Consider the following 12,140-nt stretch of genomic DNA (forward strand, 5'->3'; position numbering starts at 1 on the left):
CCATGAAATACCGCCTGGGCGACGCCCGCGTCGAGACTCATCCACAGAGCTGGGTGGCACCCAATGCCACGCTGGTGGGCAAGGTCAAGCTGGAGGAGGGCGCCAACGTGTGGTTCAACGCGGTGTTGCGCGGTGACAACGAACTGATCCTGATCGGCAAGAACAGCAACGTGCAGGACGGCAGCGTGATGCACACCGACATGGGCTACCCGTTGACCCTGGGCACCGGCGTGACCATTGGGCATAACGCAATGTTGCACGGCTGCACGGTGGACGATTACAGCCTGATCGGCATCAATGCGGTGATCCTCAACGGCGCCAAGATCGGCAAGCACTGCATCATCGGCGCCAATTCGCTGATCGGCGAAGGCAAGGAAATCCCCGATGGTTCGCTGGTGATGGGCTCGCCGGGCAAGGTGGTGCGTGAACTGACCGACGCGCAGAAACGCATGCTCGAAGCCAGCGCCGCGCACTATGTGCACAACGCACAGCGTTATGCGCGGGATCTGGTCGAGCAGGAAGAATGAATCCGATTGAACGCCCCGTTGCTTCGCCGTGCGTGAGCATTTGCGCGCTGGACGATGACGATATTTGCACCGGCTGCCAGCGTACGGTGGATGAGATTATGCGTTGGAGCCGCATGGATAACGCCGAGCGCCGGGTGGTGCTGGGGTTGTGTCATGAGCGGGCGGTGGCGAGTGGATTGGTGTTTATGGCCTCTAATAAATCCGGCGCCTGAACCAACGCTATCGGGGGCAAGCCCCCTCCCACAGTTGGCCGCGTTCAGTCTGTAGGAATGCAGTCAAAATGTGGGAGGGGGCTTGCCCCCGATAGGGCCATCCCAGACGACATATTTCAAAATGTGAAGTACCCTGTGCCCCTTGTTCACAGGTCCACTCCCATGCTCTTCCTGATCGCCTACATCAGCAGCGTCGTGCTGATCAACTTCGCCTTCTCCACCGCCCCGCACCTGGATGTCATCTGGTCCGCCTGGGGTGGCCTGGTCTTTATCCTGCGCGACATGGTGCAAACCCGCTTCGGCCATGGCGCAATCATCGCCATGCTGGCCGCGCTGGTGCTGTCGTATGTCACGTCCGACCCGGCCATCGCCCTGGCCAGCGCCACCGCGTTCGCGGTGTCCGAGTGCATCGACTGGCTGGTGTTCAGCATCACCAAGCGTCCGCTGCACGACCGTCTGTGGATCAGTTCGGCGCTGAGCATTCCCCTCGACACCTTTATCTTCTTCGGCCTGATCGGCGCGCTCACGCCGGCGGTAGTGGGTACTGCACTGGCGTCGAAGTTCGCCGGGGTCACGGTGGTGTGGCTGATCATGGCCTGGCGCATCCGCAAGCGGGCTGTCGCCAACTGAGGCCAATTCCTGCAGTTCATGTAAAATGCCGGCCTTTCTCCCAATGATCCGCTCCCCTGAGGACCTGAGATGACCCGAATCGGAACTCCATTGTCGCCAACCGCGACCCGCGTTTTGCTGTGTGGCTGCGGTGAGCTGGGCAAGGAAGTGGTAATCGAGCTGCAACGCCTGGGCGTTGAAGTGATTGCCGTGGATCGCTACGCCAACGCGCCGGCCATGCAGGTTGCGCACCGTAGCCACGTGATCAACATGCTCGACGGCGCCGCCCTGCGAGCGGTGATCGAGGTGGAAAAGCCGCACTTCATCGTGCCGGAAATCGAAGCCATCGCGACCGCCACCCTGGTGGAACTGGAGGCCGAAGGCTTCACCGTGATCCCGACCGCGCGCGCCACCTCGCTGACCATGAACCGCGAAGGCATCCGCCGCCTGGCCGCCGAAGAGTTGGACCTGCCAACCTCGCCGTACCACTTCGCCGATACCTTCGAAGACTACAGCAAGGCCGTGCAGGACCTGGGCTTCCCGTGCGTGGTCAAGCCGGTGATGAGTTCGTCGGGCAAGGGCCAGAGCCTGCTGCGCAGCGTCGAGGACGTGCAGAAAGCCTGGGACTACGCCCAGGAAGGCGGCCGTGCAGGTAAAGGCCGTGTGATCATCGAAGGCTTTATCGACTTCGATTACGAAATCACCCTGCTGACCGTGCGTCACATCGGCGGCACCACCTTCTGCGCGCCCGTCGGCCATCGTCAGGAGAAGGGCGACTACCAGGAATCCTGGCAGCCACAGGCCATGAGTCCGATTGCCCTGGCGGAATCCGAGCGCGTTGCCAAGGCGGTGACCGAGGCCCTGGGTGGCCGTGGCCTGTTTGGCGTGGAGTTGTTCATCAAGGGGGATCAGGTGTGGTTCAGCGAAGTGTCGCCGCGCCCGCATGACACCGGTTTGGTGACCCTGATTTCCCAGGACCTGTCGCAGTTTGCGCTGCACGCGCGCGCCATCCTGGGCCTGCCGATCCCGTTGATCCGTCAGTTCGGGCCTTCGGCCTCGGCGGTGATCCTGGTGGAAGGGCAGTCGACCCAGACGGCGTTCGCCAACCTCGGCGCCGCGTTGAGCGAACCTGATACCGCGCTGCGCCTGTTCGGCAAGCCCGAAGTGAATGGCCAGCGCCGCATGGGCGTGGCGTTGGCGCGGGATGAGTCGATTGAAGCGGCCCGTACCAAGGCGACCCGGGCTTCCCAGGCAGTGGTGGTAGAGCTCTAAAAGCATCGGGGGCAAGCCCCCTCCCACACTTGATCCTGTTCACAGAGTTAGATGTGTGAATACATTCAAATGTGGGAGGGGGCTTGCCCCCGATAGCGGTCTATCAGCCCACGCGATTCAAATCATTATCCCGCGTCTCTTTCAGGCACAGCACCGCAATCAGGCTGAGCAACGCCGCCGCCGACACATACCCACCGACATAACTCAGCCCACCCATCGCCACCAGCTTGGTCGCGAAGAACGGCGCGGCGGATGCCCCGACAATCCCACCCAGGTTATACGCCGCCGAAGCGCCGGTATAACGCACGCGGGTCGGGAACAGTTCCGGCAGCAGCGCGCCCATCGGGGCGAACGTCACGCCCATCAGGAACAGCTCCAGCGCCAGGAACAGCGCCACCGCCCAGGTCGAACCGTGGGTCAGCAATGGCTCCATGGTAAAGCCCGACAGAATCGCCAGGACTGCACCAGCGATCAGCACCGGCTTACGCCCATAACGATCACTGGCCAGCGCCGCCAGCGGCGTTGCCAAGCCCATGAACAGTACCGCGAAGCACAGCAGGCCGAGGAAGGTTTCACGGCTGTAGCCCAAGGTCGACACGCCATAGCTCAGGGAAAACGCCGTGGTGATATAGAACAGCGCGTAGCACACCACCATCGACGCAGCGCCCAGCAACACCGGCAGCCAGTGCTGGCTGAACAGCTCCACCAACGGCACTTTGACCGGCGCTTGCTGGGCGACGGCGTTGGCGAACACCGGCGTTTCGTGCAGCTTCAGCCGCGCGTACAGGCCTACCATCACCAGCGCCGCGCTGAGGATGAACGGGATGCGCCAGCCCCAACTGCGGAATTGCTCATCGCTGAGACTCATGGCCAGGATCAGGAACAAGCCGTTGGCTGCCAGGAATCCGATCGAAGGGCCGAGTTGCGGGAACATGCCGAACCAGGCGCGTTTGCCCTTGGGCGCATTCTCGGTCGCCAACAGCGCCGCGCCGCCCCATTCGCCGCCCAGGCCCAGGCCCTGGCCGAAACGCAGTACGCACAACAGGATCGGCGCCCAGGCGCCGATGCTGTCATAACCGGGCAGCAAGCCGATCAGCGTGGTGCACACGCCCATCAGCAGCAGCGAGGCCACCAGGGTCGATTTGCGACCGATACGGTCGCCAAAGTGGCCGAACAGCGCCGACCCCAGTGGGCGGGCGATGAAGGCGATACCGAAGGTCAGGAATGACGCCAGCATCTGCGCGGTGCCGGAGGTCTGCGGGAAGAACACCGGGCCGATCACCAGCGCAGCAGCCGTGGCGTAGATATAGAAGTCGTAGAACTCGATGGCGGTGCCGACGATGCTCGCCGTGGCGACCCGTGCGGTCGAGTTGGTCGGGGCGGCAGCAGGTGCGGCCTCGTTGTAGGTGGTGCTCATGGCGATATCCCTGACGGTCAGTGCGCGTTTGGACGCGGATTATTATTGGTCGAACACCCATGGATCAGGGTTGTGCGCGGGGCGGCTCGGGATGGGAGCGAACACCGGTCAGACACTGTAAAGCGGTGCCTGGACGCGTTCAGTGCGGGTAGCACGCGGTCGGGCGGGGCTCTGGTAAGCCGTCCCGATTATAGGAAGGGGTTTGAACACACAACAAGTCAAAATGTGGGAAGGGCAAGCCCCTCCCACATTATGTGGTTGTGTTTTGTCTGGGAACTAAGCGGCGACCGGCATCCGGCTGGTATGCCAGATCAGCACCTTGCTCACCCGGTTGTCCTCGGTCTCGAGGATTTCCAGGCGGTAGCGGCCTATTTTCAGGCACACCGCGCAATCCGGAATGGTCTCCAGCGCCTCGGTGACCAGGCCGTTGAGTGTCTTGGGGCCGTCGCTGGGCAGGTGCCAGTTCAGGCTCTTGTTCAATTCGCGGATCGAGGCGGCGCCGTCGATGATGTAGCGGCCATCCGGTTGCGCTTCGATATGCGGGTTGTCCGCACTCTGTTCGCTTTCGAATTCACCGACGATTTCTTCGAGGATATCTTCCAGGGTCACGATGCCGAGTACTTCGCCGTATTCATCCACCACCATGCCCAGGCGACGCTGCTGTTTGTGGAAATTCAGCAGTTGCAGTTGCAGCGGAGTGCTTTCCGGGACGAAGTAGGGCTCGTGGCAGGCCGCGAGCAACGCCTCTTTGGTCAGGCTCGCGTCGGGCAACAGGTGCTGGATCTGCCGCGTGTTGAGCACGGCTTCGACCTGGTTGATATCACTGTGGAACACCGGCAGGCGCGTGCGCTGGGAGGTGCGCAACTGCTCGATGATCTCCTCGATCGAGTCATCCAGGTTGATGCCGTCCACTTCGCTGCGGGGCACCAGGATGTCGTTGACGGTGATGTTGTCCAGAGCGTGGATGCCCGGCATGCCGGGGGTACGGCCTTCGGCGATCTCGGGTTCGGGTTCGTCATCATGGTCAGGCAGCGGTTCGTCGCTCTTCTTCACCACGCCGGTCTTGCGCGCGAACGGGCGCAGCAGCAACAGACTGATACCATTGAGCAGCCAGGCCAGGGGGTAGACGATTTTGAGTGGCACGCCCAGCAGCGTATTGCCGAAGCCCAGTACCGCTTGCGGATAGCGGGTGGCCAGGGCGCGGGGCAGGTAGTCGGCCAGGATCAACAGGGTCGCGCAGGAGATCAGCCAGCCGAGCCACGGCCCGTTCTGCGCCCAGGCGTATATGGCCAGCAGCGTGCACAGGATGACCACGGCGGCGCGACACAGGCTGTTGCACAGGATCAGGCTGTTACGCGGAAAGCTCAGGCGGGTGGCCGCCTTGTCGCCCTGGCGTGTTCCGGGGCGCAGGGCCAGCAAGTGTTGCTGGGCGGCTTCGATGGCAGTAAACAGCGCGGCCCATAACACCAGCAGGGCGATTACCGCGAGCATCGGCTCCAGGGGCAAGTTGTCCATGATCGCCGCCCGTCAGATATGCAGGATGTATTCGCGAACCAGCTTGCTGCCGAAATAGGCCAGCATCAGCAGGCAGAAACCGGCCAGGGTCCAGCGGATCGCCTTGTGCCCGCGCCAGCCGAGGCGGTTGCGGCCCCACAGCAGGACGCTGAACACGATCCAGGCCAGGCAGGCCAGCAGGGTCTTGTGCACCAGGTGCTGGGCGAACAGGTTTTCGAAGAACAGCCAGCCGGAGATCAGCGACAGTGAGAGCAAGGTCCAGCCGGCCCACAGGAAGCCGAACAGCAGGCTTTCCATGGTTTGCAGCGGCGGGAAGTTCTTGATCAGCCCGGACGGGTGCTTGTGCTTGAGCTGGTGGTCCTGCAGCAGCAGGAGCAAGGCCTGGAACACTGCGATGGTGAACATGCCATAGGCCAGGATCGACAGCAGGATGTGGGCGAGGATGCCCGGTTCTTCATCGATCACCGGCACCGTACCGGTAGGCGCGAATTGCGCCAGCAGCACCGTCAGCACGCCCAGCGGGAAGAGCAGTACCAGCAGGTTCTCGACCGGGATCCGGTAGCAGGCCATCAGTGTCAGCGCGATAACGGCTGCGGCGATCAGGCTGGCGGCGCTGAAAAAGTCCAGGGCCAGGCCGACCGGCGTCATCAAGTGCGTGAACAGGCTCGCGGCATGGGCGAGCAAGGCGAGGACGCCAAGGCCTACCAACAGGCGTTTGTCCGCCTTGGTGCCCTGGGCCAGACGAGTGCCCTGATAGACGGTCGCAGCGGCGTACAAGATGGCGGCGGCGAGGCTGGGTAGCAAACTGGGTGACAAAGGGAGCATAAATCCTGTTAGGCAAGCCCGAAAGGCGCTGAGTTTGGCATACCCCCGCGCAACACGAAAGACTCCCGGGCCAGACAGCGGGTGTGCATGGACGCAGTCTTCGCTATAATCCGCGACCTGCCCACGCCGCAGGCTCGCCGAGCGCTGTTTTTAATAGCGATTTACCACAGCCTGGGCCGCCATTACCTCGGTCTATGAATAGGGCCTGAAAGGATCGCGCATGTTTGAAAATCTGACTGACCGTCTCTCGCAGACGCTGCGCCACGTTACCGGCAAGGCCAAGCTGACCGAGGACAATATTAAAGACACCCTGCGTGAAGTGCGCATGGCGTTGCTGGAAGCCGACGTGGCCTTGCCGGTGGTGAAGGACTTCGTCAACTCGGTCAAAGAGCGCGCGGTGGGCACCGAGGTGTCCCGCAGCCTGACCCCGGGCCAGGCGTTTGTGAAGATCGTCCAGGCCGAACTCGAAAGCCTGATGGGCGCGGCCAACGAAGACCTGAACCTCAGCGCCGTGCCGCCGGCCGTCGTCCTGATGGCGGGTCTGCAAGGTGCGGGCAAGACCACCACCGCCGGCAAGCTGGCGCGCTTCCTTAAAGAGCGCAAGAAGAAGTCTGTGATGGTGGTGTCGGCCGACGTGTACCGTCCGGCGGCCATCAAGCAGCTGGAAATGCTCGCAGGCGAAGTGGGCGTGACCTTCTTCCCGTCCGACCTGAGCCAGAAGCCGGTCGACATCGCCAACGCCGCCATTAAAGAAGCCAAGCTCAAGTTCATCGACGTGGTCATCGTCGATACCGCCGGTCGCCTGCACATCGACGAGGAGATGATGGGCGAGATCAAGGCGCTGCATGCCGCGATCAACCCGGTCGAGACCCTGTTCGTGGTCGACGCCATGACCGGCCAGGATGCGGCCAACACCGCCAAGGCCTTCGGCGACGCATTGCCGCTGACCGGCGTGATCCTCACCAAGGTCGACGGCGACGCCCGTGGCGGTGCCGCGCTGTCGGTGCGTGCCATCACCGGTAAGCCGATCAAGTTCATCGGTATGGGCGAGAAGAGCGAAGCGCTCGAGCCGTTCCACCCGGAGCGTATCGCCTCGCGGATCCTCGGCATGGGCGACGTGCTCAGCCTGATCGAACAGGCCGAAGCCACCCTCGACAAGGACAAGGCCGACAAGCTGGCCAAGAAGCTGAAGAAGGGCAAGGGCTTCGACCTCGAAGACTTCCGCGACCAGCTGCAACAGATGAAGAACATGGGCGGCCTCGGCGGCCTGATGGATAAGCTGCCGAACATCGGCGGTGTGAACCTGGCGCAGATGGGCAATGCCCAGGGCGCGGCAGAGAAGCAGTTCAAGCAGATGGAAGCCATCATCAACTCCATGACCCCGGCCGAGCGCCGCGACCCTGAACTGATCAGCGGTTCGCGCAAGCGTCGGATCGCCATGGGTTCCGGCACCCAGGTGCAGGACATCGGTCGCTTGATCAAGCAGCACAAGCAGATGCAGAAGATGATGAAGAAGTTCTCCGCCAAGGGCGGTATGGCCAAGATGATGCGCGGCATGGGCGGTATGTTGCCCGGCGGTGGCATGCCCAAGATGTAAAGAATTCGAGCGGGGGCCCAGCTCCTGCTCCGACCCACAGGGATGTGGGATCTCCAGCAAACCCGCCGTTGGCGGGCGCTGACTCGCCGTTTTAACCGACGGCTCTATAGCAAATCTGGATGGCACGCTGATAGGCGCCGGAAAAAGACATTTGCAAAAGTCCGGATATTCCTTAGAATATGCGGCCTTTCGGGCACCTATGCCCGCTGTGCATTTAGATTTGCAGCACCGACTACAGGAACGATGTTCACATGCTAACAATCCGTCTTGCCCTTGGCGGCTCCAAAAAGCGCCCGTTTTACCACTTGACCGTAACCGACAGCCGCAACCCGCGCGACGGTTCGCACAAGGAACAGGTTGGTTTCTTCAACCCTGTTGCTCGTGGTCAAGAAGTTCGTCTGTCCGTGAACCAAGAGCGCGTAGCCTACTGGCTGAGCGTGGGTGCACAGCCATCCGAGCGCGTTGCAAAACTGTTGAAGGACTCGGCTAAGGCCGCAGCCTGAGCAATATGAACGCGACGCCAGCTGTTGCTGATGATTTGATCGTTATCGGCAAGATTTACTCGGTTCATGGCGTTCGCGGCGAAGTGAAGGTGTATTCCTTTACTGATCCGACTGAAAACCTGTTGCAGTACAAAACCTGGACGCTCAAGCGCGAGGGTAGTGTGAAACAGGTCGAGCTGGTCAGTGGACGCGGGAGCGACAAGTTCCTGGTCGCAAAGCTCAAGGGTCTTGATGATCGTGAAGAAGCTCGTCTTCTGGCCGGTTATGAGATCTGCGTGCCGCGCAACCTGTTCCCTGAATTGACCGACGGCGAGTACTACTGGTACCAGCTGGAAGGTCTGAAGGTTATTGATCAACTCGGGCAACTGTTCGGGAAAATCGATCATCTTCTGGAAACCGGCGCCAATGATGTAATGGTGGTCAAGCCTTGCGCTGGCAGCCTGGATGATCGCGAACGCCTGTTGCCGTATACCGAGCAATGTGTGTTGGCCGTCGACCTGGCAGCGGGCGAGATGAAGGTGGAATGGGACGCGGACTTCTAAGCGTGGCTAATTTGCGCATTGAAGTGATCAGTTTGTTTCCCGAGATGTTTTCCGCCATCAGCGAGTACGGCATCACCAGTCGGGCGGTGAAACAGGGGCTGTTGCAGCTCACCTGTTGGAACCCGCGAGACTACACGACGGATCGACATCACACTGTGGACGATCGCCCATTTGGCGGTGGCCCGGGCATGGTGATGAAGATCAAGCCCCTGGAAGACGCATTGGTTCAGGCCAAGGCCGCCGCCGGGGAGAAGGCGAAGGTGATTTACCTGTCCCCTCAAGGCCGTCAGCTGAAACAGGCTGGGGTCCGCGAACTGGCGAATGAGGAAGCACTGATCCTGATTGCCGGTCGCTATGAAGGCATTGACGAGCGTTTTATTGAAGCTCATGTCGATGAAGAGTGGTCGATTGGGGACTATGTCCTGTCCGGTGGCGAGCTGCCGGCGATGGTCCTGATAGATGCGGTTACACGACTGCTGCCTGGAGCTTTAGGGCATGTGGACTCCGCGGAGGAAGATTCCTTCACGGATGGTTTGCTGGATTGCCCGCACTACACCCGACCGGAGGTGTATGCGGATCAGCGTGTTCCCGACGTATTGCTAAGTGGCAATCACGCACACATCCGGCGTTGGCGTTTACAGCAGTCCCTTGGTCGGACCTATGAACGACGCGCCGATCTTCTGGAAAGCCGCTCGCTTTCTGGAGAAGAGAAGAAGCTGCTCGAGGAATACATCCTCGCGCGGGACGATAGTTAACAACGTATCGATGGTAGGTCCATTGACTTACCTTAGGAGCACAGCATGACTAACAAAATCATCCTTGCACTCGAAGCAGAGCAGATGACCAAAGAGATCCCTACCTTTGCCCCGGGCGACACCATTGTCGTTCAGGTGAAAGTGAAGGAAGGCGACCGTTCGCGTCTGCAAGCGTTCGAAGGCGTGGTAATCGCCAAGCGTAACCGTGGTGTGAACAGTGCTTTCACTGTTCGTAAAATCTCCAACGGTGTTGGCGTAGAGCGTACTTTCCAGACCTACAGCCCGCAAATCGACAGCATGGCCGTCAAGCGTCGCGGTGACGTACGTAAAGCCAAGCTGTACTACCTGCGTGACCTGTCCGGTAAAGCAGCTCGCATCAAGGAAAAACTGGCTTAAGTCCAGCTTTCCGATGCAGAAAAAAGCAGCCTACGGGCTGCTTTTTTGTGCCTGCGATTTGAGGTCCGAGATAGGATGCCAGCAGCCTCTCCCACTTTTCTGTTCGAGCCCCTATGCCTGCCATTGACCACCCCCTGATCGACCGTTTCCTCGACGCCCTGTGGCTGGAAAAAGGCCTGTCGGACAACACCCGCCAGGCCTACCGCAGCGACCTGGCGCTGTTCAATGGCTGGTTGCAGGAGAAAAATCTCGAACTGATCAACGCCGGCCGCGAGCTGATCCTCGACCACTTGGCCTGGCGTCTGGAGCAGAACTACAAGCCACGTTCCACTGCGCGATTCCTCTCTGGTGTGCGTGGTTTTTATCGCTATCTGCTGCGGGAAAAGCTGATCGCCATCGACCCCACCCTGCAAGTCGATATGCCACAACTTGGCAGGCCATTGCCCAAATCCCTGTCGGAAGCCGACGTGGAGGCGTTGCTCGCCGCCCCCGACCTCAGCGAAGCCATCGGTCAGCGTGACCGCGCCATGCTCGAAGTGCTCTACGCCTGTGGCCTGCGGGTGACCGAGCTGATCAGCCTGACGCTGGAGCAGGTCAACCTGCGCCAGGGCGTGTTGCGGGTAATGGGCAAGGGCAGCAAGGAACGGCTGGTGCCGATGGGCGAGGAGGCGATTGTGTGGGTCGAGCGCTACATGCGCGATGCTCGAGGCGAACTGCTCGGTGGGCGCCCAAGCGATGTGCTGTTCCCCAGCCTGCGTGGCGAACAGATGACTCGCCAGACCTTCTGGCACCGCATCAAGCACCAGGCCAAGGTCGCCGGGATCGGCAAGGCGCTGTCGCCGCACACACTGCGCCATGCATTCGCCACGCATTTGCTCAACCACGGTGCGGATTTGCGTGTGGTGCAGATGCTGCTCGGCCACAGCGACTTATCCACCACCCAGATCTACACCCACGTGGCGCGCGCGCGTTTGCAGGATATGCACGCCAAGCACCACCCGCGAGGCTGAAAACGTCCAATTTATCCGGCCGCGGGCTGCCCTGCGGCCCAACTGTGGTAGGCTTTGCCGGTTAGCAAAGGGGACGACCCAGACCTGTGTTTCCAGGCAGTGTCACTGCGCGTCCCTGCATCTGCCTTCAGGAGTTCCCATGCGCTTGACCCAGATTATTGCCGCCGCAGCCATTGCGTTGGTTTCCACCTTTGCCTTCGCCGATGACGCTGCCGAGCAGACCATCCGCAAGAGCCTGGCCAACCTGCAACTCGACACCCCGATCGAGAGCATCAGCGCCAGCCCGATGGCCGGCCTGTACGAAGTCAAGCTCAAGGGCAGCCGCGTGCTGTATGCCAGTGCCGATGGCCAGTACATCGTCCAGGGCTACCTGTTCCAGTTGAAGGACGGCAAGCCGGTCAACCTGACTGAAAAAGCCGAACGCCTGGGTGTTTCCAAGCTGATCAATGGCATTCCAGTGGCCGAGACCGTGGTGTACCCGGCTATCGGTGAGACCAAGACCCACATCACCGTGTTCACCGACACCACCTGCCCGTATTGCCACAAGCTGCACGCCGAAGTGCCTGCGCTGAACAAGCTGGGCGTGGAAGTACGCTACGTAGCGTTCCCGCGCCAGGGCCTGGGTTCGCCGGGTGACGAACAGTTGCAAGCCGTATGGTGTTCGGCCGACAAAAAAGCGGCCATGGACAAGATGGTCGACGGCAAGGAAATCAAGGCTGCCAAATGCGCCAACCCGGTCTCCAAGCAGTTCGCCCTGGGCCAGTCCATCGGCGTCAACGGCACACCGGCCATCGTTTTGGCTGACGGCCAAGTGATTCCGGGCTACCAGCCGGCACCACAAGTTGCGAAACTGGCGCTGAGTGCCAAATAAACCAGCATCGTCGAACCTTTGACGATCATGGCCTGTGGATAAGTCGACAGGCCACTAATTTGAAAGCCGCAGTCGTGCGGCTGTTTTCC

At 61.1% G+C, this 12,140-nt stretch carries 14 protein-coding genes; 11 read left to right on the plus strand and 3 right to left on the minus strand.

From position 1 onward, the window contains the following. Positions 1-2: 2 nt before the first annotated feature. The 4 genes from BM110_RS17305 to purT all read left to right on the plus strand — a co-directional run bounded on the left by BM110_RS17305 (position 3) and on the right by purT (position 2,620). Positions 3-527 (plus strand): gamma carbonic anhydrase family protein, encoded by a 525-nt coding sequence (locus BM110_RS17305; protein ID WP_071489282.1) that lies wholly within the window; start codon positions 3-5, stop codon positions 525-527. Further along, entirely contained in the window at positions 524-739 is a 216-nt protein-coding gene (locus BM110_RS17310) for a DUF1289 domain-containing protein (protein ID WP_093513887.1), read from the plus strand. The genes BM110_RS17305 and BM110_RS17310 overlap by 4 nt, the downstream gene beginning before the upstream one ends. Before the next feature lie 162 nt (positions 740-901). Continuing rightward, positions 902-1,369, plus strand: a complete 468-nt coding sequence (locus BM110_RS17315) for a VUT family protein (protein ID WP_032890779.1) — start codon at positions 902-904, stop codon at positions 1,367-1,369. A 69-nt stretch (positions 1,370-1,438) separates the two neighbouring features. After that, positions 1,439-2,620, plus strand: coding sequence for a formate-dependent phosphoribosylglycinamide formyltransferase (gene purT / locus BM110_RS17320; protein ID WP_093513888.1), 1,182 nt, complete (start codon positions 1,439-1,441; stop codon positions 2,618-2,620). Between the two features lie 103 nt (positions 2,621-2,723). On the opposite strand, the gene BM110_RS17325 is transcribed toward purT, so the two are convergent. The 3 genes from BM110_RS17325 to BM110_RS17335 all read right to left on the minus strand — a co-directional run bounded on the left by BM110_RS17325 (position 2,724) and on the right by BM110_RS17335 (position 6,377). Further along, entirely contained in the window at positions 2,724-4,037 is a 1,314-nt protein-coding gene (locus BM110_RS17325; protein WP_093513889.1) for an MFS transporter, read from the minus strand. Positions 4,038-4,313: 276 nt separating this feature from the next. Beyond that, positions 4,314-5,552 (minus strand): transporter associated domain-containing protein, encoded by a 1,239-nt coding sequence (locus BM110_RS17330; RefSeq protein WP_093125051.1) that lies wholly within the window; start codon positions 5,550-5,552, stop codon positions 4,314-4,316. A 12-nt stretch (positions 5,553-5,564) separates the two neighbouring features. Then, complete coding sequence (locus tag BM110_RS17335; protein ID WP_093513890.1) at positions 5,565-6,377, minus strand: cytochrome C assembly family protein; 813 nt, start codon at positions 6,375-6,377, stop codon at positions 5,565-5,567. 220 nt (positions 6,378-6,597) lie between these two features. Here BM110_RS17335 and ffh point away from each other — a divergent pair, with 220 nt between their 5' ends. The 7 genes from ffh to BM110_RS17370 all read left to right on the plus strand — a co-directional run bounded on the left by ffh (position 6,598) and on the right by BM110_RS17370 (position 12,051). Continuing rightward, positions 6,598-7,974, plus strand: a complete 1,377-nt coding sequence (gene ffh, locus BM110_RS17340; RefSeq protein ID WP_003193965.1) for a signal recognition particle protein — start codon at positions 6,598-6,600, stop codon at positions 7,972-7,974. 251 nt (positions 7,975-8,225) lie between these two features. Beyond that, positions 8,226-8,477: a 30S ribosomal protein S16 gene (gene rpsP, locus BM110_RS17345; RefSeq protein WP_003175899.1), complete on the plus strand. Its 252-nt coding sequence runs from the start codon at positions 8,226-8,228 to the stop codon at positions 8,475-8,477. 5 nt (positions 8,478-8,482) lie between these two features. After that, complete coding sequence (gene rimM / locus BM110_RS17350; RefSeq protein ID WP_053135622.1) at positions 8,483-9,019, plus strand: ribosome maturation factor RimM; 537 nt, start codon at positions 8,483-8,485, stop codon at positions 9,017-9,019. Further along, positions 9,001-9,774 (plus strand): tRNA (guanosine(37)-N1)-methyltransferase TrmD, encoded by a 774-nt coding sequence (gene trmD, locus BM110_RS17355; protein WP_016971933.1) that lies wholly within the window; start codon positions 9,001-9,003, stop codon positions 9,772-9,774. Before rimM ends, trmD begins: the two co-directional genes overlap by 19 nt. A 45-nt stretch (positions 9,775-9,819) precedes the next feature. Next, positions 9,820-10,170, plus strand: coding sequence for a 50S ribosomal protein L19 (gene rplS / locus BM110_RS17360; RefSeq protein WP_003175895.1), 351 nt, complete (start codon positions 9,820-9,822; stop codon positions 10,168-10,170). 113 nt (positions 10,171-10,283) lie between these two features. Next, entirely contained in the window at positions 10,284-11,180 is an 897-nt protein-coding gene (xerD, locus tag BM110_RS17365; RefSeq protein ID WP_092246741.1) for a site-specific tyrosine recombinase XerD, read from the plus strand. A 139-nt stretch (positions 11,181-11,319) separates the two neighbouring features. Next, positions 11,320-12,051, plus strand: coding sequence for a thioredoxin fold domain-containing protein (locus BM110_RS17370; protein ID WP_010207987.1), 732 nt, complete (start codon positions 11,320-11,322; stop codon positions 12,049-12,051). Positions 12,052-12,140: the final 89 nt, after the last annotated feature.

This window comes from Pseudomonas sp. NFPP28 (assembly GCF_900115535.1).
Lineage (GTDB): Bacteria > Pseudomonadota > Gammaproteobacteria > Pseudomonadales > Pseudomonadaceae > Aquipseudomonas > Aquipseudomonas extremorientalis.